This is a genomic window from Paenibacillus sp. FSL H7-0737, from assembly GCF_000758545.1.
Classification (GTDB): Bacteria; Bacillota; Bacilli; order Paenibacillales; family Paenibacillaceae; genus Paenibacillus_AQ.
The window spans coordinates 760,699-782,784 of sequence record NZ_CP009279.1; the positions used below are offsets into that span (position 1 = coordinate 760,699).

Here is a 22,086-nt window from a genome sequence, read left to right on the forward strand (position 1 = left end):
ATACCATTCGAATTAATAGTGGGAGAAATTTTCTGAAGTGCAAGTAGAGTACATATGATTCTATTTAAAAGGATAGCTAGGTTAGGGGAAATTGAAGAACGTGCTTTATGCACGCCCTCGATTTTTGTCTAAAATGGAATCAAATTTCTCAGCTGCGGCTTTGTCGGCTGAACTTAGCGCAAACCCATATGTGTTCATGGTGACTTGGATATTTCCATGGCCAAGTCGCTCAGAGATGATCTTTGCATGAACACCCTGATTGATTAGAAGTGTTGCGCTAGTGTGTCTCAGAGTATGAAACTTGATATACCTTAGTTTATTTTTCTTAAGAAAGGCACGAAACCATAAGTATGGTCGTTCTTGATGAAATGCTTTTCCGTCTGGATGGCAGAAAACAAAATTATACTCTCCACCATTCCAAAGATCACCGATTTTATCACGTTCACCTTGCTTGAATAAGTAGTATTCCTTTAATTCTTCTAACATTGAAGTTGGAAGGGCTACTTTACGTTTTGATGATTTTGTCTTAGGTTCTTTTACGTGGGCAATACCTGCAGGGGACATGGAAACGCTCTGTGTGACGCTAAGTACCCCTGATTCCCAATCGACGTGGTGCCATTCAAGCCCGAGTAGCTCGCCACGGCGAAGTCCAGTAGTTAGAGCAAGAGTTATCATAATTCGCCAATGAATAGGTTCATCTTGTAATAAATGAAGTAATTGCTGAACTTCCAGCTCGTCGTAGGGGATAACTTCCTTGTGATTAACCGTGGGCTTCTTCACACCTGAAACTGGATTCTGTTTGAGTAGTTTCCATTCGACCGCTCTTGAAAATATATTTTTTAATACCCGGTGATTAATTTCAATCGAACCTGTAGATAAATTTCCTTTTCTAAAACCTTTACGTGCACCATCTGCGGTTAATGAGTCTAGAAAACTTACAATGTGGATAGTTTTGATTTGATCTAATTTAAAATGTCCAAAAGTTGGTAATATTCTAGTTTTCAAGTTGGATTGATACATATATAAGGTTTTTTCAGCCAGATGCTTGCGAGCATATTTGGATTCCCATTCCTGAACAAATACTTCGAAGGTCATCTTTTCCGGCGCAATATATTCACCTGCTTCTACTTCGATCTTGAATTTTATTAATTCATCGTTCAAATAGTCCCTCAAGCGTTTTGTCGTCTTTAGTAATGCAGGGTCGTCAATCTTGATCGATTTATATCTCTTCAACCGTTTGCCAGCGGCATCATATCCTGCTTCCACAACTAATCTCCAGGAATTCACTCCGCGTTTCTCAATACTAGCCACAATTCTTAACCTCCAATTCCTTGAATTAAGTTGGTCCCTTGCAGTTTACACAAGAGACCGAGAAATGTTAATTTCATGTTAAGCCGGCTGAACAAGATCAAGATTTGAAGTTTGCTGTTTCTTGCTCACTAATCCAAGCCTCTAAAGTAGCGCGTCTAAAAAGTAGCTTGGAACCGATTTTCATGTGAGGGATGCGTCCAGCTCTGCATTCGGCATACAGCTTATCCTTTGAAATGGCACGTTCAAAAACTTCGTCCCATGCTTCTGCAAATGTCAAGGTGTTACGGTTAGTATGGGAAGCCATGTATTCTGGCGCTGTTGTTGTTTTTATTACTGTATCCATCCGTATATCAATCTCCTTTTAATTAGATTTTTCTGGAACAAAATGTATATTTTATTTTGGTGACTTATCGTGTAGCCTATAGTAGCTTTACTGTGGCTAACCGAATCTACAGTAAATCTTCTATAAACCCTTTAAAATCAGGGTTTAAAGCCGATGTAGCCAACGTAGCCATTAAAACTGACTATGCTTTAAGTAATTTTTGTTCAGTGCCAGTCATGAGCCGTATGCCGCGATACCCTTGTAATGGCGTTGATCCATTAATCCTCAATTTCCCTTGCTTTACATTCATTTTTAAGATCTCAACGAAAAATTCTTGCTTACTGAGTGCTTTGAATCCGTTATCACGACAGTATTGCTTATATGATGGATATATCACTTTGCGATGCACCTTGCATTCTTCATCGACTAGATCGACATAGCAACGATCTTTGACAAATTCTGAGACGTTATTCAACTCATTAATATAGCGTTGCTTAAAGGCATATGCTTCCTCACTCTCTGTGAAGATTAGATTGTCTTCCATCAGTTCGAGCAAGCCTTCTATAGCCCATTCAACGATATACGTTTTCTCATTAATCAGCTTATCCATTAATGACTTATCCCTTTTCTCCTCAGGGATGGTATTGTTGAACATCAAAAATAGGATTCGATCAGTAAAAGCTGAAGTTCCATCGATTTTATTCAGGAAAGGCATGTGGTTACCTGCTGCCACGAGTTTTGTTTTACCATAAAACTGAAAGGGGTCCTTTCCCTTCTTTTCTGCAGTGAGAAGGTCACCTCCGGTTATCGTCTTAATTACGTCAGTAGCCTTTATAGACCCGTTCTCATCCATCTCTGCGCTAATATTTAGTTTTGACTTAAACAACTCAGCTGTCATAAATCGGGTTTCTCCCAGCTGCTTTAGGGACATGGCAGTGGTGTGCTTTGGGCCAATTAATGAACGCCACAATGCTAACCAAACACTTTTTCCTGTATGGGGCAGACCAATAAGCACAAAGAATTTCTTAGCCCGCCATTCATTGCTGATGATATATCCGGTTAATTGTTGTAGCGACTTCTTCTTTAGCGGGTCGCCATCTGTGCAATCATCTAAAAACTTTTTGAAGTAATAACCCTGACTTGCTAATCCGCTATTCGAATACATACGATTGATCCGAATACGGGAAGGAGGTTCCCCGTATTCAGCATCGATATAGCTAGTAAATAAATATGAAGAACAGTGGTGAAGTGTAGTTTTAGTGTTTATGTTATACACGCCGTTCTTGAAATTGATTAAATTATTGTGATTGTCGAACTCGTCGTGATTCACTTGAAGATCAGGACTACTTATTATGCGATGGACAACATCTGAAATCTTGTGCTTGTTTAGTTTCAAATCCATCTCATGACTTAAACTGCCACGAATTGCGACATGAAGACTGGATTCGGTTTGTTCTTCATAGCAGCCAAACTCGTCTTTGTAGAGGAACACACTAGAACCACAGCAACGTACTGTTCTTTTTTCAAGAAAAGCCAATTTTACTTGAACGTCAAAGGGTATCCGTGACACGACGTTATTCTCTTCTGGTTCGATTTCGCTACCAGTCAGTACTAATGGGGTCTTGTTCAACTCAATGACAGAGTCATTAATCGACTCGTTGTGTTTCTCGTAGTATTCTTGATTTAACTGGCTCTGCGTGGGAGCAGGGGCGATATCAATTTCATCAATATTAATGGAATGTGATTCAATATATGATTTGCTGAAAATACCATTTTCAGATTGAGCATAGTCATTGTCGATTAATTCGGTATCCATTGATTCTAGGGTCGCTCTATCTAGTCTTCCAACATTAAGTGTATTGAGTGCTACTACATAAGCATCAACATCATCGGTAATATTTCTTTGTTGATTGACTTTTTTTTATTGGTCCTCATATACTTCACCTTCCAATTGGTGTAGGTACTGAGATAACCCTGGAAATTGCTGGTTCAATATACTGTGTGCAATTGTTTTTATTTTTTCACTCGCTTGACTTGAAGTAGTGAATAAATGACTGATCTTTTGGATTGGTAAACTCCCATCATATAATGAAAACTGAATAAAATCAGGGCAATGAAGAAGAACTATTAGTAATTTGTCGTCATGTTCCTCATTATCATTGGAAAGCTCGTAATACTGACCGCTGCTATTAATATGAAACTTAATGTCATCTTGCTCCCTGCAGTCGATCCATATTCTTGTTAAATCGGAAGAGTTACCTGAAGGGAATAAAAAGCACTTTTTACCATATTGACCTTTGCAAACTTTACCTTGATTACTTGCAAACCCAATAAATAGATTGAACGGGTCAAGTGTCGTATCATCGATGAAAACTCCAGATTCTATCCCATTACTGGCTAAAAGTTGGATATCTTTTTTCTTTTTGATCTGTTGATAAGCTAGCTTACTTTCCTTTTCAGTCATACTACTAAGTAATGTTTTTGTGATCATTCGTGTTTCTCCTTATGACGATTTATTGTGAAGCGCCTCTGTGAATGATCATACTTCAATAGACATCCTTGAAACTTCCGATAACCCAATTAGTTTTTCTAGGAATACGTCTAGTTTTTATTTTTGATTCGTGATAAAATTTATGGTTAAAAAATGGAGTTGTCTCTCATTGAGAGACAACTCCATTTAAAGAAATACTTATTGAAAATAGTTAACTTCAATTACATCCGAAATTGCATTGACTATCTGACAATCACTCAATAACATCAGATCATATTTATCATAGCCATTGTTTTTTAAGTATTGATATGGCTGCATAAAAATATTGCTTAAAGTTGTTTTATGCAGAGCAGAAGCTTTATTGAGAATTTTTAATATGTCGCGAATCTGCTCAAAGGGTAGTTCCGCAAGTTCCCACTCACCATGCATTCTTGCACCAAATATGTTTGAGCGTACACCAGGAATTACCAATGGTTTGACTGGGTCATCGATGAAATTATTACGCCCATACTCCTCCATAACCATTTTCATAGTGTGATCATTGAAAGAGAAAGTTCCCTGCTTCCAGAGGTAATGAAAATAGGCTTCCATCAAAGGAATAGTTATCAGTGCCATGCCTATAAGAGCAGAGCTTAATTTTTTGATTCTTATTAAATGTTCATCAGCGCTCGTTATCACTATATTATGGTTACTTTTAACACAGGGGTCAGGACTTCCAACTAGCATTGAGGTTAAATAATACAATCTACCATTAACGTTTGGAAGTAGCGCCACTTTGCTTAATAATTGATAATAATGATTTTTGGCTTCATTAGCGTAATGCATAGTCATCATTGCTATTTTATTCGCAAGCCCTAATTGATATTCTCGTTCAAATAAAATCCGGTTTAAGGTAGGATGATAACTTAACTGATTTCCCTCAAACAAGCGTTCAATCCTGTCGATGCTCGGGAATTGATCTAATAAATATTTGAAATTATCGTAAAAATGTAGGTGTAAGTTCCCCCCTATTTCCTTATTCTGCTTGAGGTAGTTCCAACTATGCAGACTACTCGTGTAGTTGTTGATGACCTTATGAGAATCTGTATGGACCGCTTGAAATGCAATCAATGGAGATACAAAGGCTGGGATAGCATGGGGGGAATCGTCCGAGAGTGGGAGCATCCAGTGATCAGCAAGTTTTTTGAAGTGCTCTTGTGCAACTCGAGGAATATTCTTATCTCCGAATAGGTTATTAACAGGTTTTTCGTTGGTTAAGGCAACATCAAAAAAATCAAATACCCGCGTAAATAAAGCTCCGTTTCGATTTATATTCCCTTCGGATTTAGTTAGTTGCACCATATATGTATTAACAATTATATGCAGGATTAGCTCTGATTTTAAAATAGAGTTTTCGTTACTGACATTAAAAAATTGTCTTATCTCATAAGGAATTAGATGCAAACAACATTCAAAGGCATATTTGGCTAATGTTGAAATCTCAGAAATTTCTTTAGGGACACGGGCTGGTAAATTATAAGTATCGAGTAATGATTCCATAGTGTCTTGTGAAGTGGCATTAATATATAACATTCTTTAGGATTCTCCTTTAAATCGGTTGCAACTGGTGCTCTTTCTAATAATATAATCCGTTACTGCACTCCGCTGAATTCGATGGACATTATGAACTCGAAACGACTCGATTTCTCCAGAGTTTATCAGCTTATATGCCGTGTTCATACCGATTTGCAAGAGCTCGGCTAATTGTCCGACAGTGATAATTTCATTATAGTCATCATACATTTAATGTCACCACCAATTAGTATCTATTTACATAATTGTTTCATTATTAAACATTATACTTCGTTATCTCACCTTATGTTGCATTACATAGCATCCATGGAGAATAAGGAATGATTCTAATATTCGCAAGAATTCGTAGATTTATGATCCTGAAGGCTATGTTCTGCCCTTCCGAAAACCACTATCTAGCATAGTGTCAGAAGTATAATATATATTTACAATTTTCGATCTTGCAGGTACCTCCTGAAAAAACCTCCCTCAGCCATATATAGGGTGGGGGAGGTTTTGATTTCTCATGCGATTGCAGTTCTGCATTTTTCTGATAGTCGATTCTGTAAGATTTGCAGCATATGTTGCTCGGAGATATTCTGCATTTGCGTTTTCTGGACCCTTTCATCAAAACCGTCTAAGCTTGAATCTTTTGGCTGCCTTAATTGTTTGAGTGTCGATTGTTCGGATGTATTTTTTGCTTCAGCTAGTTGGTTAGAGAAGCTTTTATAGTAGTTGAAGTAAATGTGGAATTGCTAGTAATGATTTCAGATAAAGCCGATTGATTATTGAGCCAGCCCATCTGTTGATAGTAAGAATATAGCTATCTGGGACGACGATCATTTGCTTTTGTTTATCCCATGTGAGCGTTCCTTTATACAGGTCGCTCCCAACACGGATTCGGCTAACACATTTCTTCATACTGTCCGTGATCACGCTTTTAGTAGCCCCTTCTTCGTTTATACCTGATTTAACTTGCTCATTGCCAACATCGATGAAAGTAATCCGAGTTTTGATATGCCACAGATGGCGACGAAGTTAGAACCGCCATCTTCGCTCCGACGATATGTGAGCCACTCATCAATGAGTTAGTTATTCCGTTTCAACAATAATATCTGCATGAAACTTCATTGCCGTTTCCATTGCCTTAATATACCTTCGAATATAAGAATGAGGACAAATGCGATTTACATTAATCCTCGTTCTTTTAAACTGACATATTTATGATGGCCGATGACAATATGATCCAGCACTTCGATTCCAATAATAGTTCCAGCATCTGTCAAACGTTTTGTGATTTCCCCATCCTCCGGGCTTGGATCTGGATTTCCGCTAGGATGGTTGTGAATACATATTATCGATGCACTATTGCGTTTAATAGCTGGACGAAACACTTCTCTTGGATGAACTATACAAGCGTTGAGGCATCCAATAGATATGAGTTCTTTTGCAATAACTCCGTTCTTTGAATCGAGCATTAATATGACAAAGTGCTCTACTTTTAAATATTGCATCTCAGGTTCGGCTAGTATGTAGACATCTTCAGGACTCAGGATCTTACGAATTGGCGGCGTAGATATCGACATCGTTTGTGCAAGCTTTAATGCAGCAATGATCTGACGCGCCTTGATTTTTCCAATTCCTTTAATTGAAATCAGCTCTTGTTCGGTGACATCGATCAATTCCGCTGTAGTAGGAAATTTGGTAAAAATTTCTTCAATAATGTAGCTGCGAGGGTTTTCACGAATAGAATTTGCTAACCAATATTTCAGCTCGTACTGGGTACCCTTCATAAAATTATCTGACTCCTTAATAAATTTTATTTGATAAATTATTGAGCTGCTTGCTGTTTCGGATTGTACACCCTTCACCAAGCGACTCATCTGCGAAGGCAGATGCTTATGGTTTTGGTGAATCTTATATTTGTCCGTAAAGACACCGAGCATCCGATCAACGGATGCTCGTCTATTTGCTATATAGCCTGGGATTTCTGCAAGATCTTTTTTTGGATAGATTTTTGAACGACCGTCCAATCGTTCAGCTGCTTGTAAATAATGCTTGATTAGAATTTAGTCACTCATCGACTCAAACGCCAAGTACGTGCCATGGTTCTTCTCTTACGTAAACATTGATTCGAAATTTGCTGTTATCATATCATCTCCTTGTAATATTTAGGTTCAAGTATAGGTAACAGCCAAACGATGATCTATCTTGGTTATCAAAGATATAATATAGATTTGATTGTTTATAAATTACTTATAGACGCTAGATTAAGGAATTATGATAGGATAAGGGATTGTAAATAGGTCTCTAGGAGGATTAGAGCAGAAGTTGAAGAATATTAAATAATAAACAATCTGTAAATCCTTGTTTATCTAATAGGAAAAACAGGATGAATTTTGCATTAGAGAGTCGGAATACACTTTCGATGACAGCTAATTATCAAAATATAGGGTTATAGTGGAATGAGCATTGTAGTAGGGCAGTTGTAGTATATGTTATAAGAAGGTGGGAAACCGATGAGTAATAAAGTTAAGCGATTACAGGCTGAGATCATGAGCGTACGTAATCAGAGACACAAACTACTCTTCATTAAGTTAGAAAAATCAAATCGAATGAACGATGTTTTAACTGATCTAAAAAGAGAAGACATCTCATCAATAAATATTAGCCGGTATCTCTCTGATCAATTAAGATTTATTTCTTCGGACAAGCGCCCGTTCCAGGTGGTAAAATGGCTGAGGAAGGTTATCGCTGAACAAAATAATGATGTTATCTTTCTACACAATATAGAATACTTATTTGATCACGAATTAAAACAAAATCCCGTCAAGCTAATGGAAGCGCTCAGCGGGAACACAGTACTTCTTATCTTATGGCCAGGTGAAGAAGAGCAAGGAGTGCTTAAGTATGCAACTCCTGAGCATTCAGAGTATTATCAAAATGACGAATATAGTAATAGGATATTTGTTTACTAATTAGAGGAGGCACTTTCCGATGAAGTATAGAGATTTAATTCAATTTGAACCAATAAAGTCCGTCGTTGTTTTGAAGGATACAGCTGAAGATCATTTAGCTCAAAGGCTTGTAGATACGTATGTTATCTCCGATCGGATGGCGGAAGTTATTGATGATGTAATTATAGAACAACTTCAATTTCAAAGACCGATAGATCATAAGGGAATTATGGTTGTAGGTAACTATGGTACCGGTAAATCTCACTTAATGAGCGTAATTGCAGCAATTGCAGAATTCGATGGAACGTCCAATTTCATACACAATGAAATTATTGCTGAAAAAGCGGCAAGAGAAATTGAAGGTAAGTTTAAAGTGTTGCGAGTAGAATTTGATGGAATACAGGTTTCCCTAAGTGAAGTTTTATATCAAGAGATGACAAATTATCTTCAAGAAATTGGCGTTGATTACACGATGCCGAATATATCTACATTAATCAGTAATAAAGATGAAATGAAACGAATGATGGCTGCCTTTCATGAGGTTTATCCTGATCATGGTTTTTTGCTTGTTATTGACGAGCTGCTTGACTATTTGCGTACACGTAAAGAGCAAGAGCTGATACTTGACTTAGGCTTCTTACGTGCAATGGGAGAAATATGCCAAACAACACGCTTCCGTTTTATGACTGGAGTGCAGGAGATGCTTTTCGATAATCCTAAATTCCAATTTGTCGCTGCGGAGCTCCGCCGAGTTAAAGAACGTACTGTTCAGGCGATCATAGTTCGAGAGGACATTGAATTCGTGGTTTCCCAGCGGCTGTTGAGGAAGGATGACCGTCAAAAGGCTCTCATTCGCGAGCATTTGCTTAAATTTGCACCGCTATATGATAAGCTCGGGGAGCAAATTGAAAAGCACGCTGCGTTGTTCCCTATACATCCCGCGTATTTATCGGCGTTTGAAAATGTTAGGGTAGTAGAAAAGCGTGTTGCGCTTACAACTATAAGCGAGGAAATTGAGAAGCTTCTTGATAATGATGTTCCGGACAATAACCCAGGAGTTATCTCTTATGATAACTACTGGCTTTATATTCAGGGGGATCGTACTTTACGTACTGATAGAGATGTGCGTGAAGTTTTAGAAAAGTCAGATGTGTTGATGGACCGTATCGAAAACGGTTTTCCTAAAGCGAAGGCCTCGTACAAGCCAATGGCAAAGCGGATTGTTCGGGCGCTCTCAGTATTTAGATTAACTACGGATGATATCAAGGTGAAAATTGGAGTAACTTCATCTGAGTTAAGGGACCAGTTGTTTTTGTACATCGATTTCCCAGATCTAGATTCTGATTTTTTGAATGCCACAATTGATACGGTATTGAACGAAATAATGAAATCTGTGAGTTATCAATTCATTTCATTAAACCGGGATAATGGGCAATATTATCTTGATCTTGAAAAAGTAACGGATGTAGATTCATTAATTGAGGAAAAAGCAGAATTGCTGGTTGGTAATCAGTTGGATCGGTATTATTTTGAGGTACTTGAGAAACTTACAGATGACGGGTCCCAAAGTTATGTTTCAGGATTTCGCATCTGGCAACATGAACTAAACTGGTATGCTCGAAAGGTTACGAGACCAGGGTATTTATTCTTTGGAGCGCCCAATCAACGTTCTACAGCGCAACCTGAACGAGACTTCTACATTTATATGTTGCAACCGTATGACCTGCCTAAATTTAAAGATGAAAATAAACCTGATGAAGTGTTTTTCAAGCTGGATACGAAGGATGATTTGTTCCATGTTACTTTACGGTTATATGCTGGTGCTCGGGAAATGTTCGCAACAGCTTCCAGCGCTACAAAAAAACTTTATGAGGATAAGGCAGCGGAATATTTGCGGAAGTTAATGAAGTGGCTGGTTGTGAATATGCCATCAGCATACAAAATGACTTATAAAGGTGTGACTAAGAAACTTGCTGATTGGAGTCTGTCAGCTCCTGCAATGCCGACGGTGCGGGAAATTATTGACACGGCAGCAGATGATTGTTTAACGACGTGGTTCGAGGAAAAATACAAAAATTACCCAACATTTCGTCTTAGCAGTGTTAGTATAACGAGAGAGGCTCTATTGAAGACATATATCCCTGAGACATTAAGTCAAATCTCTAACCCAAAGACCAAAACAGCAAAAACAATCTTGGATGGTCTTGTTCTACTGGATGGCGAAAAAATAAATGTAAATAAATCAGGTTATGCAAAATGGGTTATGGAGTTACTGAGTAGTAAAGGACATGGACAGGTTCTTAATGCTTCTGAGCTGCTAGAAGTTCTTCAATCACAGGGGGATTGGGAAGTTAAGAAAACCAAAGAGTTTCAATTAGAACCTGAACTCTTAAGTGTAATCTTAGCTGTGCTTGTCTACACTGGTGATGTAGTAGTTACAATTAATGGTGAGTCGTATGACTCTATGAAATTTTCTCAATTAATTGGACTGAAAGCGGAAGGAATTGCTGAGTTTAGTCATATTAAGAAGCCAAGCGATCTGCCGTTAGCTGAAATGAGAGCGTTGTTTGATTTATTCCATATGAGTCACGGCTTACTTCAACCTGATTCTCAGCCGGTTGGAGTCCAGACACTCCAGACTAAAGTGCAGGAGTTATTGGCTAAAGTTGTTAAGCTTCAACATGATCTCAAGGATAAAATACCCACATGGGAACTGCCATTGCTCTCAGACGAAGATTTGAAGAAACATCAAAATAGCTTGCAAACCATTAATCATTTCTTACAAGGTCTCCAGGTATTCGATACTCCCGCTAAATTGAAAAATTTCAAAAAAGGAATCGATGAAATTAGAAGTCAGCAAGAGTTAATAGAGTTAGTTGATAAACTTATTCAATTAAGGGAATATGCTTCTCAGATCACCAAAAAGGCCAATTATCTTGTGAGTGCAATGAATCATATTCCAATTACAGATGATTGGTATTCGAAAACGGAAGTGGCGCTTGAGGATCTACATCATGCACTCAAGGAAGATGGAGACTGTACAACTGAGCTTAAAGTTATAGAACAGTTGAAGGAACAGTATATCACTGCATATTACGCTCAACACTCTACATCTCGGCTGGGCGCGACTGAAGAAAATAAGTTAAATCAACTCAAGCGTGATGGGCGTATTGATGCTTTACAGACAATATCGTCAATTTCAATTTTGCCTGCACAACAGTTGCATGAATGGAAAACCAAATCAGATGAATTAAAAATATGCTGGAAATTGCAAAAGAGCGAGTTGGAGCATTCTCCTGTTTGTCCACATTGCAAATATCGTCCGAAAGATGAGAAATATGGACAACAAATTACGGCAAAAAAACTAGAAGACGAACTAGAGGAGTTACTTGAGGCGTGGACAAATACATTGTTAGTCAATCTTAATGATAGTGAACTGAAAGATAACATCCAATTGCTATCTTGGGATCAACAGCAAATTATAGAAGGTTTTATAATGGAGAAATCTTTTGGAATGCCTGTTGATTTACGCTTAGTCCAAACGATTAAGGAGGTTTTGGATGGTATTCAGAAAGTCGAACTGCCATTGGCTAGTCTATTAGAGATGGCAGGAGACGGGAATCCATTAACAGTTGAAGAGCTTCGCCTTCGATTCGAGCAATTATTGAAAGATCAGGTTGGTAGCCAAGCTTCGAGTCGGATTCGTATTATGTTGAAGAAGGAGTAGTATATCTATGAGCAATAATTTTATGCAAGGTAATCTTTTTGAGATGAAAAATAAAACCCAAACAGGTCCTGTGACCTGTTTGGGTTTAAACTTTGATAATGATGAGACACGTCGTAAATATTTCACAGAGGAACTACGCAAAAAACTGCCGGATCTGAAGAATATAGCAGGGTACCCTATGGGGGAAGACGAGGCGATTTTAGCGTTATCCGACCCACCTTACTACACTGCCTGTCCAAATCCCTGGATCAATGATTTTATTGTGGAATGGAATAAAGAAAAGCAAGAAAAATATGGAAAAGATAAGCAGGACTATCATCGAGAACCCTTTGCAGCTGATGTCAGTGAAGGCAAAAATGATCCGATCTATTTAGCTCATAGTTATCATACTAAAGTTCCTTTTAAGGCTGTAATGAGATATATTCTGCACTACACTGAACCTGGTGATATTGTATTTGATGGTTTTAGTGGATCAGGTATGACTGGAGTTGCCGGGAATTTATGTGGGGATGCATCGAAGGTAAACGAACTATTAGACAGTAATGGTGAAAATCATTATAAAGTTGGAAAGCGAAATGTTCTTTTGAATGATTTATCCCCTGTTGCGTCACACATCAGTTCCTCATTTAATCATATCACATGGGATGTAGAAGCAATTGAAGAATTAGAATTAGTAATAAATGAAGTAGAGAAGAAGCTTGGTTGGATGTATCAAACTAATCATAATAATTCTCAGGTTCATAAAGGCAAGATAAATTATGTAGTATTCAGTGAGGTTTTTGTTTGCTCTAATTGTAATCAAGAAGTTGTTTTTTGGAATGAAGCTGTTGATATTGAAAATGGTATTGTAAAGGATGCTTTTATTTGCAAGCATTGTGGAAGTGAAATTTCAAAAAGAGTATTAGAAAAGCTGCAGGTGAAAAAATATGACTCAAGATCAAATGAAGTATATTCCCAAAATAAAATGATCCCAGTTCTGATAAGCTATACTTATCAAAATAAACGATTTGAGAAAGAACCTGATGCCGATGATATTAGATTGTTGGATAAAATTGATGAGTATGATGTGGGTTTTAATTATCCTAATAATGATTTGATATATGGTGATGAAATTGGCAGACTAAAAGGCTCTTTTCACACAAAGGTGTCGCATTTACTCTCTAAGAGAAATAATATTGTTCTTTATGAGTTTTTAAAAAGTGTAGATAAATGTGATGGGAAAATTAAGAAAATAGGACGTTTCCTTTTGACAGCAGCACTTAGCAACTTATCGTGGATGTATAGGTGGCGGGCAAACAATAAGGGAGGAACTACTTCCGGGACATACTATATTTGCTCAACTCCCCAAGAGAACAACCCGTTCATTCAATTAGAACGAAAATTAAAAGATTTTAAAAAAATTACCTCAAATGGTACTTATAATAACGTTGTCAGTGTACAATCGTCCACTAAAGTTTGTATCAAGGATGCATCGATCGATTATATTTTTATAGATCCCCCTTTCGGAGCAAATCTAATGTATTCTGAACTTAACTTTTTATGGGAATCGTGGTTAAAAGTCTTTACCAACAACGAAGATGAAGCAATTATTAACAATAATCAGAGAAAACTAATTGACGACTATAAGTCTTTAATGCACGAGTGTTTCAAAGAAAATTATCGGATTCTAAAACCAGGTCGTTGGATAACAGTTGAGTTTAGCAATTCAAAAGCCAGTGTATGGAATGCGATCCGAGAAGCAATTGAAAAAGCGGGATTCGTAATAGCTAATGTTTCATCATTAGATAAAAAGCAAGGGAGCTTCAAGGCAGTAACAACCACCACTGCTGTCAAACAGGATTTAGTTATTTCCGCATATAAACCCCATAGTGCTATCATTGAGCAAATGAAAAATGAACAGAATACTGAGGAGTCTGCTTGGACTTTTATTAAACAACACTTGGAGCAATTACCCGTTTTTATTGGAAAAAAAGGAAACGCGGAAATAATTGTTGAACGAACGCCTAGAATTTTATTTGATAGAATGGTTGCTTATCATGTGCAAAATGGTTATTTGATACCAATTTCATCAGGGGATTTTCAATCAGGAATAGAGCATCGTTTCCCAATGCGCGATGGCATGGCCTTCTTAGAGACTCAGGTTGCAGAATACGATAAAAAGAGAATTGCAAAAGAGTTTACTCAGATGAGTTTATTTGTCGCTGATGAGAACAGTGCTATTGAGTGGTTACGCCAGCAACTTATGAAGAAGCCACAAACTCGACAAGAGCTTCACCCTAACTTTATGAAAGAAATCCAGCATATTGCTAAACATGAAGTGCTACCGGAATTAGATGCACTGCTCGAACAAAATTTCTTGATCTACGATGGCATAGAAGATGTTCCAAGTCAAATTCACACTTACTTAAGTTCGGATTATAAAGAACTAAGAAATCTTGCCAAAAATGATAATAGATTAAAGATAAAAGCTAAAGATCGTTGGTATGTACCTGACCCGAACAAACAATCCGACTTGGAAAAATTAAGGGAAAAATCATTATTGCGAGAATTTGAAGCATATCGTGAAGAGATTATTAACAACCGCAAAAAACTAAAGCAGTTCCGTACAGAAGCTATTCGGGTAGGTTTTAAAAAAGCTTGGGGCGAAAAAGATTACCATACAATAGTTTCTATTGGTGAACGCCTTCCCGAGAGTGTGCTGCAAGAAGATGACAAATTGCTTATGTACTTCGACAACTCTCAAATTAGACTCGGGTTGTAGTTAAGGAAGTGAAATTAATTTGAGTATGAATTGGCGTGAAAAGGTGCTTGGAAATTTTCAAGCACCTTTCTACCACATTACGCTGGTTAGTGATCCCGACTCATTGTTACAAGATGAAGTTATTATTAGTGAATTGCAGAAATTAGGGATAGAAATCGTGGAACTAGATGATCGTGCAATGTTTAGATATTGGTATGAAGCTGAGTATCGACACATGTCAATGAGCAGATATCTATTAATAAAAATAAAATCAAACACAATGTTAGACGTTCCATATGATATATGGATTCAGGGGCATCCAGTTTCATTAAGCAAAAGCGAGTTGTTTCCTAATTTATCTCCTTCACTTGTCAGAGAACTAGATTCGAGGGCATTGGATGCTTTGTCTTTAATTGAAGATACAACAAGCAGGAAATCAGATTCAGAAACTATTGATTTTATTCTGAAACGCATTTACAAATTACCATATGACTCGGTTGATAGTACAGCAGAATGTTTATCACTATGTGTTGCTCAGCACTTGCTTCATTATGCTGTGCCTGAAATGATAATAGACTATCTTGAGGCTGTATTAAGTACTAAAGATTATAATAATCCTCATTTGGATATATCAGAATTTTTGATCTCTTCAGAGTCCCTATTTGCTTTCATTCAGAAGGAATGGAGTTCCTATATTGAAAGTGGAGCTCCAGACAATCATGCATTTAGTGATCCCACTCTTCAAAATACACTTGCTGGGTTATTCCGTCTTGGAAAGTTAACACCTGTCTTTGTTAATAATCGTTATTTACCTGAAACTTTATTGTTTGGTGTGAAGTTAGATGAGAAACAATCGTTAAGTGATTCATTGTATGAGCACATAAATAGAATTGAAGAGTTATTAGAACTAGAAGTTGATCGCCGGGGTTGGGTTGAGCTTTGCCAATTATACGGATCAGCAAAGTCAATTTCGTTTCAAATTCAAATGTCGGATAGCATCATTGACAGATTAAGAAACCTTGAGCAAGTTATAGAAGAGAGATTTATGAAATGGCTAGATTCTCATTATAGTGCACTCATTTCACTGACAGATATGCATGCACCTGTCATGCTTCATAGGGTTGCAGAGTATGTACAACTTCAAGGATCTGTCAAGAAGGCTGTTATTGTGATGGACGGGATGAGCTTTGTACAATGGAGTCAGATTCGATCGGAGCTTCAGCAATTTTTCAACTTTAATGAAAAAGGAACTTATGCTTGGATTCCAACCCTGACTTCAGTATCAAGACAAGCCATTTTTTCAGGTCAAATACCAAGAACCTATTATGATTCAATACACACAACAGCGAATGAAGAAAAAGAGTGGAAAACTTGCTGGAATCGCCTTGGAGTATCCCCGCTTAATATCTCGTACGAGAAATCTCTAGGCCAAGGTGAATATAATAGAACGGAGATAAAGGCACTATCTAAACCGTCAATTAAAGTTGCAGGACTTGTGGTCGATATTATAGACAAGCTGACGCATAACACCATTCAAGGCCAAATAGGCATGCAAAGTCAGATTTCCATTTGGCTAAGAAAGGGTTATTTGCGCTCATTACTTCATGATTTATTAGAAGCTGGATTTGAAGTGTATATAACATCCGATCATGGGAACAAAGAAAGCGTTGGAATCGGGACTATTCGAGAAGGTGTTCTTGCAGATACTAAAGGGGAACGAGTTCGGATATACAATACAGAAGTATTAAGAGATCGAGCTGCTGAAAAATACTCGTCACAAAAGTGGAAAGGAAGTGGATTACCCGATGAATTTCATGTGCTACTGGCGAAATCCGGAGAGGCTTATGTCAAAGAAGGCGAAGTTGTAGTTAGTCATGGCGGCGCAAGCATTGAGGAAGTAATAGTACCTTTCGTACGAGTGAAGAAAAGAATGGAATGAAGGTGTCGATTATGAAGAAGGTTGTCGGGTTCGATCAAAAGTTACAACTACATCAATTGGATTTCATAGCTCGAGAATTAATAAGAGCCGAAAGCAGACAACAAATGTATGATCTGGTCGACCAGTACTTGATGTCAGACATAGCAGGCTCAAAGGCGAGGTTAAATGCACGAACGATCCTGTTTAAAATCTGGGTTTTAGTTAGTGAGGAAAACGAGGAATTAAGAGATCGTGCCATTCAAATGTTCGGAAATGCATCTAAAGATGAAAGGTTGCTCCTTCACTGGGGTTTAATGATACTTGCATACCCATTTCTAAAAGATGTGACTGAGCAAATTGGACGTTTATTTCAACTTCACGGCGAATTCTCGAGCATACAGTTAAGTAGAAAGATCTTTACTCTTTATGGTGAACGAAGACGAGTAAGTGTATCAATAGGAGCTGTACTAGGTACATTAAAACAACTTGAAGTCATTAGTGAAGATAAGAAAATGTATGTAAGCACTGAGAAGAAGCAGATTCAACAGTTGGATTTAAAACTGTGGCTAATTGAGGTTCTTCTGAAAGCTACTGGTAGATCAGCCATTGAATTAAAACAAATTTCAAATGAACCATGCATATTTCCGTTTTCGATAGAAATAGGGGAAAGTGAAATGAGAAATAGTCAGCTACAAGTTATGAGGCAAGGAATTGACATGACTATGGTTAGACTGAAGTGAGGCTATGACAAAATGATTAAAGTTGGTGAGATTGTTCAAGGAGCCCAGTTTCCGGAATCGGTTGAGATAAAAAAAGTAGAAGCCTTCGATGAAGGCTTTTACTCAATTGCAGCACTAGGGCGGGATTCCAATCGATATTATGAGTTAATGTTGGATGAGGTTGAGCTAGCAACCTTGCAAAGATTATTTGAGCGAAGTAATACCAGCCATCAAATGACTTCAAGCGATCTTCAACATTACTTGCGTTATCATGCATTATTAGTGAATGGGAAATATTCTGCTAAGCAGACCCTTGGCAATAAGAATTTAATCCCGTTGCCTCATCAGATTGAGGCAGTATATAGTCGGATGTTACAGATGCCCCAGGTGCGATTTTTACTCGCGGATGATCCAGGCGCTGGTAAAACAATAATGTCAGGAATGCTTATTAAAGAGCTTAAGGCACGTGGAAGTGTGGATAGGATTTTAATTCTGGTTCCGCCATTAGTTCTTAAACAATGGCAGGAAGAGCTTCAAGAGAAATTTAATGAGGATTTCTTCATCATCAATCGATCTGTAATGAAACACTACGGTTCTAAGAATCCATTCATAGAACATGATTTTTGTCTTACATCCATCTATTGGGCAGCTCGCGATGATGTGAAGAGCTTGGTAAATGAAGCGGATTTTGATCTTGTCATAGTGGATGAAGCCCACAAAATGGCAGCGTACACTCATGGTATAACGAAAAAGAAAACATCAAAAACGAGACTATATCATCTAGGTGAAGCAGTACTACGACAAGCCAAGCATTGTGTCTTGTTAACCGCAACTCCTCATAAAGGTGATATGGAAAATTTCAGGCATCTTATGCGTCTAGTAGATGATGATATTTTCTCTAACCTGTCGGCAACGGAGTCGCTTCGTGAAAAGGCGAATCCTTTTATCATTCGTAGGTTAAAGGAGAGCCTCAAAAACTTTGATGGTACACCACTATTCCCCAAGCGAACCACACGAACCATTCAATACACATTGTCAGAAGACGAGCTCGATCTTTACGAGGCTGTCACAGAATATGTTCGACTATACTTTAATCGCGCTATGAACACAGGTAGTAATAGCACAGCATTTGCAATGATGCTACTTCAAAGAAGGTTAAGTTCTTCTGTTAATGCCATTGATCTATCTCTCAAACGGCGCAGAGATCGGTTGATCAAATTATTAGAAGATACGATGGTAAGTAAGAAAAAACAGACAAAAGATAAAGAAGAATTCGATAGGGAAGAGTATGAGGACGAATCTTTAGAAACGCAAGAGTTATTAGAGGATGAACTTGAAAGTGCCACCGATAACCTCGATCCAGAGGAGTTGCGAATTGAGATAAATGAATTAGAGCGACTTGTAAGGAAAACATCATACTTAAAGGGAAATGCAGCAGAACGAAAGTATGACGAGTTGGAACAAACATTGTTTGGTTGGAATGGGTTACTGAATCAAGGAGAGAAGATCTTAATTTTTACAGAATCAGCAGATACGCTTGATTTTTTGGAGAAGCGATTAATAACTCGTGTGCCTCTGATATCTAAGATTGTTGGAAGACTTTCTATGGATGAACGTAGAAGACAGGTCGATCTGTTCCGTAATAATTGTCAGATTATGTTGGCCACAGATGCCGGTGGAGAGTCAATAAATCTTCAATTCTGTAATCAGATGATCAATTATGATATTCCTTGGAACCCCAACAAACTGGAACAAAGAATGGGGCGTATTCATCGGATTGGTCAAAAAAACGAAGTAGCAGTATTTAACCTAGTTGCCTCTAATACTCGAGAAGGCGATGTCATGATTCGTCTGCTTGAAAAAATGGAACGAATGAGAGAAGACTTAGGTGCGGATCTTGTTTATGATTTCATCGGGGAAATAGTTGATGGGGATTTCAATGATTTAGCTTCTTTAATGCAGGCTGCCGTTATTCATCGTGAGAAGTTAGATGATATAATCGCGTCCATGGAACGAAAACTATCGGAAGAACACAAAAAGCTGCTTGAAGAGGTTGAAAAGGAAAGGCTTTCTGATGATATATTTGATTTACCTAAGATGCGAAGAGAACAGCATGATATGACTGTCAAAAAATTACCGGCACGCAATTATGGCCCCTTTACAGAGCATATCCTGAAAAAATGTAATGTTCGTATTCATCAAACTCAGAATGAGAAGGTTAAACGAATTGAGCGATTGCCTAAATATATACGGGATATATCAAAGAACAACCGCCTTCCCTTATATCAATTAGAAGAGGCAATACGATTCACTTCTTTTCAGGACTATGTTAAGGAAGGAATAGATATTATATCTGAAGATCATCCTTTGTGTAAATTAGGGATGATTCTTACGCGTAGAGAAAACGAAAAAATGGCACTAGAACGTTTTATGGTTTATTATCCGGTAAATGAGCCATTATCAGTTGAAGTTTATCTAAACAGTATTACGGACGGTACAGGAAGTGAGTTGGCTGATGAACTAATCTTTCTTGCTAAGCGTCAAGATGAATCATTACTTAGGTTAGATCAATATTGGTTGTTTCAAGAAGGATTCGTCGGAGAACTTACTGCATTAAGTGAGTTAATAGATAGTTCTTTTCGTACCGCCGCGGTGAAAACAGCAATGGAATTAAGGGATGAGGTTCGTAGTAAGCGTGAAGCGCAATTAAATCGAGTAATGAGCTATTTAGACAAAACGTTTAAAAAACAAATTGACGATCTAATTGAGAAGCGTACAAAGTACGAGCAAGAAAACAAAGAAAATAAGAATGGTGCATTAATTAATCAAGTTGATGCCAATTTGATTGATGTTGAGATGCGTAAGGAACGAAGGTTAGCTTTAGTTCAAAGGCAAAAGAATATAGGAATGAAGCCACCCAAAAGGATCGCTCAACTTGAAATTGTCCCTAGGGGAAAACCGCAACGGGTGATCTCTGTTGATTACAGAGATATTATCGAAGAGTATGAACGAAAAAATGGCCGCGGCATCATCAGAGTGTTTCATCCGTTTTCACTTGTGGATTTTTACAGTGAACGATTCAACGGGGAGTCTAGATATATTATTGTTACTAATGATGAGAAGTATTGGCCGTCTGAAGACTACCATGAGGATCTTAAAGAAATTCAAGATAAAACGTACATATATGTAGTGAAATCTGGTAATTGCATAGAGGAAAAGAAGCTTGGATTAATATTTTTGGTATAAAATTATACTAAAGGAGAAGAAGAAATGGAACATGATAATTCAATTGACCCTAGTAAATTTACACCAAGAGATCATCAAAATGTTAAAGGGGAGCATACTGGCGAAAGGACTACTGAATATAGCTTGTGGCATAGAAGCCTCGGCTCAAAGTATCTCACACTCGATATAGACTTTGTCGAGTATAGAAAGGACAGGGGAATCGTCGCTATAGTGGCTGTAACTGGAAGGCTTAATAATGAAAAACATATTATAAATGCAAAAAAATATATCTGGAGAAGAACTTACGTTGAAAGGGAAATAATAATTAAATTAGCTGCAGGAGTAAATTGCCCAGCGTATTATGTTATTCATGACAATGATTTAACGGTATTTCATGTTCATGACCTATCACAGAACCTAGAAGACTATAGGTCCATGAATCAAGAAGAATACGCGACTTTTATAAAGGATTTTTAGAAGGATAGCAGGGCTAAGTCCCAAATACCCCAGAGCCACTTAATAAAATATCAATAGGATTTTCATCGGAAGAACTGGGCACCTGTTTGGTAACATATATCCATTTGGAATGTAATATAGATAGGTGTAAAAATATTTTATTAAAAGTGACTGACTTTCTATTATTGGATTCCATACTATTTTGTTAATTTATGTTATTGGTGTAATATGGTAAATTTAGGGGTGCTGAATTACATCCCAAAAAACCAGTGATGTATCATGTGCGGCATGATGTAAGACGAGCTTTGAAAATGTAGTTTTCCTACATTTTCTCCACGTAAGGTAAGGTGGTTAGAGGTTTCTCATGAGTTCAATGAACTTTTGGGAGGCTTCTTTTTTCATGGATTTAGTTAAAGCTGAAGTATTCGCGTGTTCATCAAATCTTAAGCTTATATTTGTTTAAACAATTGTGGGAAGTCACTCTGAGACAAAGCCATCACCTCCCATTGTTCGAGTGTATGTTAACTCTGATGAGAGGGGATAGCAAGTTGTTTATTTTCTTCGACAATTTCCATTGATATTGCACATTTCTTAGCAAAACACGACGAAAGTGTGGTATTATTTACCTGTTTACAGGGTGGAAAATACATATATTTTAACTTTACTTAA

Annotated in this window: 14 protein-coding genes; 7 read left to right on the forward strand and 7 right to left on the reverse strand. The window is 37.6% G+C overall.

All coding sequences use genetic code 11. The annotated features are described in order from the left end of the window. Positions 1–105 precede the first annotated feature (105 nt). The 7 genes from H70737_RS03420 to radC form a co-directional block, all read right to left on the reverse strand. Positions 106–1,311 carry a site-specific integrase gene (locus H70737_RS03420; protein WP_042184789.1) on the reverse strand — a complete coding sequence of 402 codons (1,206 nt, stop codon included), beginning with the start codon at positions 1,309–1,311 and terminating at the stop codon, positions 106–108. A 97-nt stretch (positions 1,312–1,408) separates the two neighbouring features. Then, the gene (locus tag H70737_RS03425) at positions 1,409–1,654 is read right to left on the reverse strand and encodes a helix-turn-helix domain-containing protein (protein ID WP_042184791.1); all 246 of its coding nucleotides are present in this window, start codon (positions 1,652–1,654) and stop codon (positions 1,409–1,411) included. A gap of 181 nt (positions 1,655–1,835) precedes the next feature. Continuing rightward, positions 1,836–3,449: a DNA primase family protein gene (locus H70737_RS03430; RefSeq protein WP_052404142.1), complete on the reverse strand. Its 1,614-nt coding sequence runs from the start codon at positions 3,447–3,449 to the stop codon at positions 1,836–1,838. A 105-nt stretch (positions 3,450–3,554) separates the two neighbouring features. Continuing rightward, entirely contained in the window at positions 3,555–4,124 is a 570-nt protein-coding gene (locus H70737_RS03435) for a hypothetical protein (protein WP_042184792.1), read from the reverse strand. Between the two features lie 198 nt (positions 4,125–4,322). Next, on the reverse strand, positions 4,323–5,696 hold the full coding sequence (locus H70737_RS03440; protein WP_042184794.1) for a hypothetical protein: 1,374 nt from the start codon (positions 5,694–5,696) through the stop codon (positions 4,323–4,325). Positions 5,697–5,699: 3 nt separating this feature from the next. Beyond that, the gene (locus H70737_RS03445) at positions 5,700–5,906 is read right to left on the reverse strand and encodes a helix-turn-helix domain-containing protein (protein WP_042184796.1); all 207 of its coding nucleotides are present in this window, start codon (positions 5,904–5,906) and stop codon (positions 5,700–5,702) included. Between the two features lie 956 nt (positions 5,907–6,862). Beyond that, positions 6,863–7,708 (reverse strand): RadC family protein, encoded by an 846-nt coding sequence (gene radC / locus H70737_RS03450; protein WP_231573380.1) that lies wholly within the window; start codon positions 7,706–7,708, stop codon positions 6,863–6,865. Positions 7,709–8,194: 486 nt separating this feature from the next. Between radC and brxF the strand changes: the two genes are divergently transcribed. From brxF to H70737_RS03485, 7 genes are read left to right on the forward strand one after another with little or no spacing between them, the layout of a single operon-like run. Further along, complete coding sequence (gene brxF / locus H70737_RS03455; RefSeq protein ID WP_042184798.1) at positions 8,195–8,653, forward strand: BREX-3 system P-loop-containing protein BrxF; 459 nt, start codon at positions 8,195–8,197, stop codon at positions 8,651–8,653. A 19-nt stretch (positions 8,654–8,672) separates the two neighbouring features. Further along, positions 8,673–12,359: a DUF6079 family protein gene (locus tag H70737_RS03460; protein WP_042184800.1), complete on the forward strand. Its 3,687-nt coding sequence runs from the start codon at positions 8,673–8,675 to the stop codon at positions 12,357–12,359. Positions 12,360–12,366: 7 nt separating this feature from the next. Then, the gene (locus H70737_RS03465; RefSeq protein ID WP_042184802.1) at positions 12,367–15,120 is read left to right on the forward strand and encodes a DNA methyltransferase; all 2,754 of its coding nucleotides are present in this window, start codon (positions 12,367–12,369) and stop codon (positions 15,118–15,120) included. Between the two features lie 25 nt (positions 15,121–15,145). Then, positions 15,146–17,038 carry a BREX-3 system phosphatase PglZ gene (gene pglZ, locus H70737_RS03470; protein WP_231573464.1) on the forward strand — a complete coding sequence of 631 codons (1,893 nt, stop codon included), beginning with the start codon at positions 15,146–15,148 and terminating at the stop codon, positions 17,036–17,038. An 11-nt stretch (positions 17,039–17,049) separates the two neighbouring features. Beyond that, positions 17,050–17,757, forward strand: coding sequence for a hypothetical protein (locus tag H70737_RS03475; protein WP_042193274.1), 708 nt, complete (start codon positions 17,050–17,052; stop codon positions 17,755–17,757). A 12-nt stretch (positions 17,758–17,769) separates the two neighbouring features. Continuing rightward, entirely contained in the window at positions 17,770–20,982 is a 3,213-nt protein-coding gene (locus H70737_RS03480; protein WP_042184805.1) for a DEAD/DEAH box helicase, read from the forward strand. 24 nt (positions 20,983–21,006) lie between these two features. After that, positions 21,007–21,438 carry a hypothetical protein gene (locus tag H70737_RS03485; RefSeq protein WP_042184807.1) on the forward strand — a complete coding sequence of 144 codons (432 nt, stop codon included), beginning with the start codon at positions 21,007–21,009 and terminating at the stop codon, positions 21,436–21,438. Positions 21,439–22,086 lie beyond the last annotated feature (648 nt).

Excerpts from the sequence above, each read along its gene's own strand:
- H70737_RS03425 (WP_042184791.1), bottom strand. The coding sequence starts at position 1,654 with ATGGATACAGTAATAAAAACAACAACAGCGCCAGAATACATGGCTTCC.
- H70737_RS03430 (WP_052404142.1), bottom strand. The coding sequence starts at position 3,449 with ATGGATACCGAATTAATCGACAATGACTATGCTCAATCTGAAAATGGT.
- H70737_RS03435 (WP_042184792.1), bottom strand. The coding sequence starts at position 4,124 with ATGATCACAAAAACATTACTTAGTAGTATGACTGAAAAGGAAAGTAAG.
- H70737_RS03440 (WP_042184794.1), bottom strand. The coding sequence starts at position 5,696 with ATGTTATATATTAATGCCACTTCACAAGACACTATGGAATCATTACTC.
- H70737_RS03445 (WP_042184796.1), bottom strand. The coding sequence starts at position 5,906 with ATGTATGATGACTATAATGAAATTATCACTGTCGGACAATTAGCCGAG.
- brxF (WP_042184798.1), top strand. The coding sequence starts at position 8,195 with ATGAGTAATAAAGTTAAGCGATTACAGGCTGAGATCATGAGCGTACGT.
- H70737_RS03460 (WP_042184800.1), top strand. The coding sequence starts at position 8,673 with ATGAAGTATAGAGATTTAATTCAATTTGAACCAATAAAGTCCGTCGTT.
- H70737_RS03465 (WP_042184802.1), top strand. The coding sequence starts at position 12,367 with ATGAGCAATAATTTTATGCAAGGTAATCTTTTTGAGATGAAAAATAAA.
- pglZ (WP_231573464.1), top strand. The coding sequence starts at position 15,146 with ATGAATTGGCGTGAAAAGGTGCTTGGAAATTTTCAAGCACCTTTCTAC.
- H70737_RS03475 (WP_042193274.1), top strand. The coding sequence starts at position 17,050 with ATGAAGAAGGTTGTCGGGTTCGATCAAAAGTTACAACTACATCAATTG.
- H70737_RS03480 (WP_042184805.1), top strand. The coding sequence starts at position 17,770 with ATGATTAAAGTTGGTGAGATTGTTCAAGGAGCCCAGTTTCCGGAATCG.
- H70737_RS03485 (WP_042184807.1), top strand. The coding sequence starts at position 21,007 with ATGGAACATGATAATTCAATTGACCCTAGTAAATTTACACCAAGAGAT.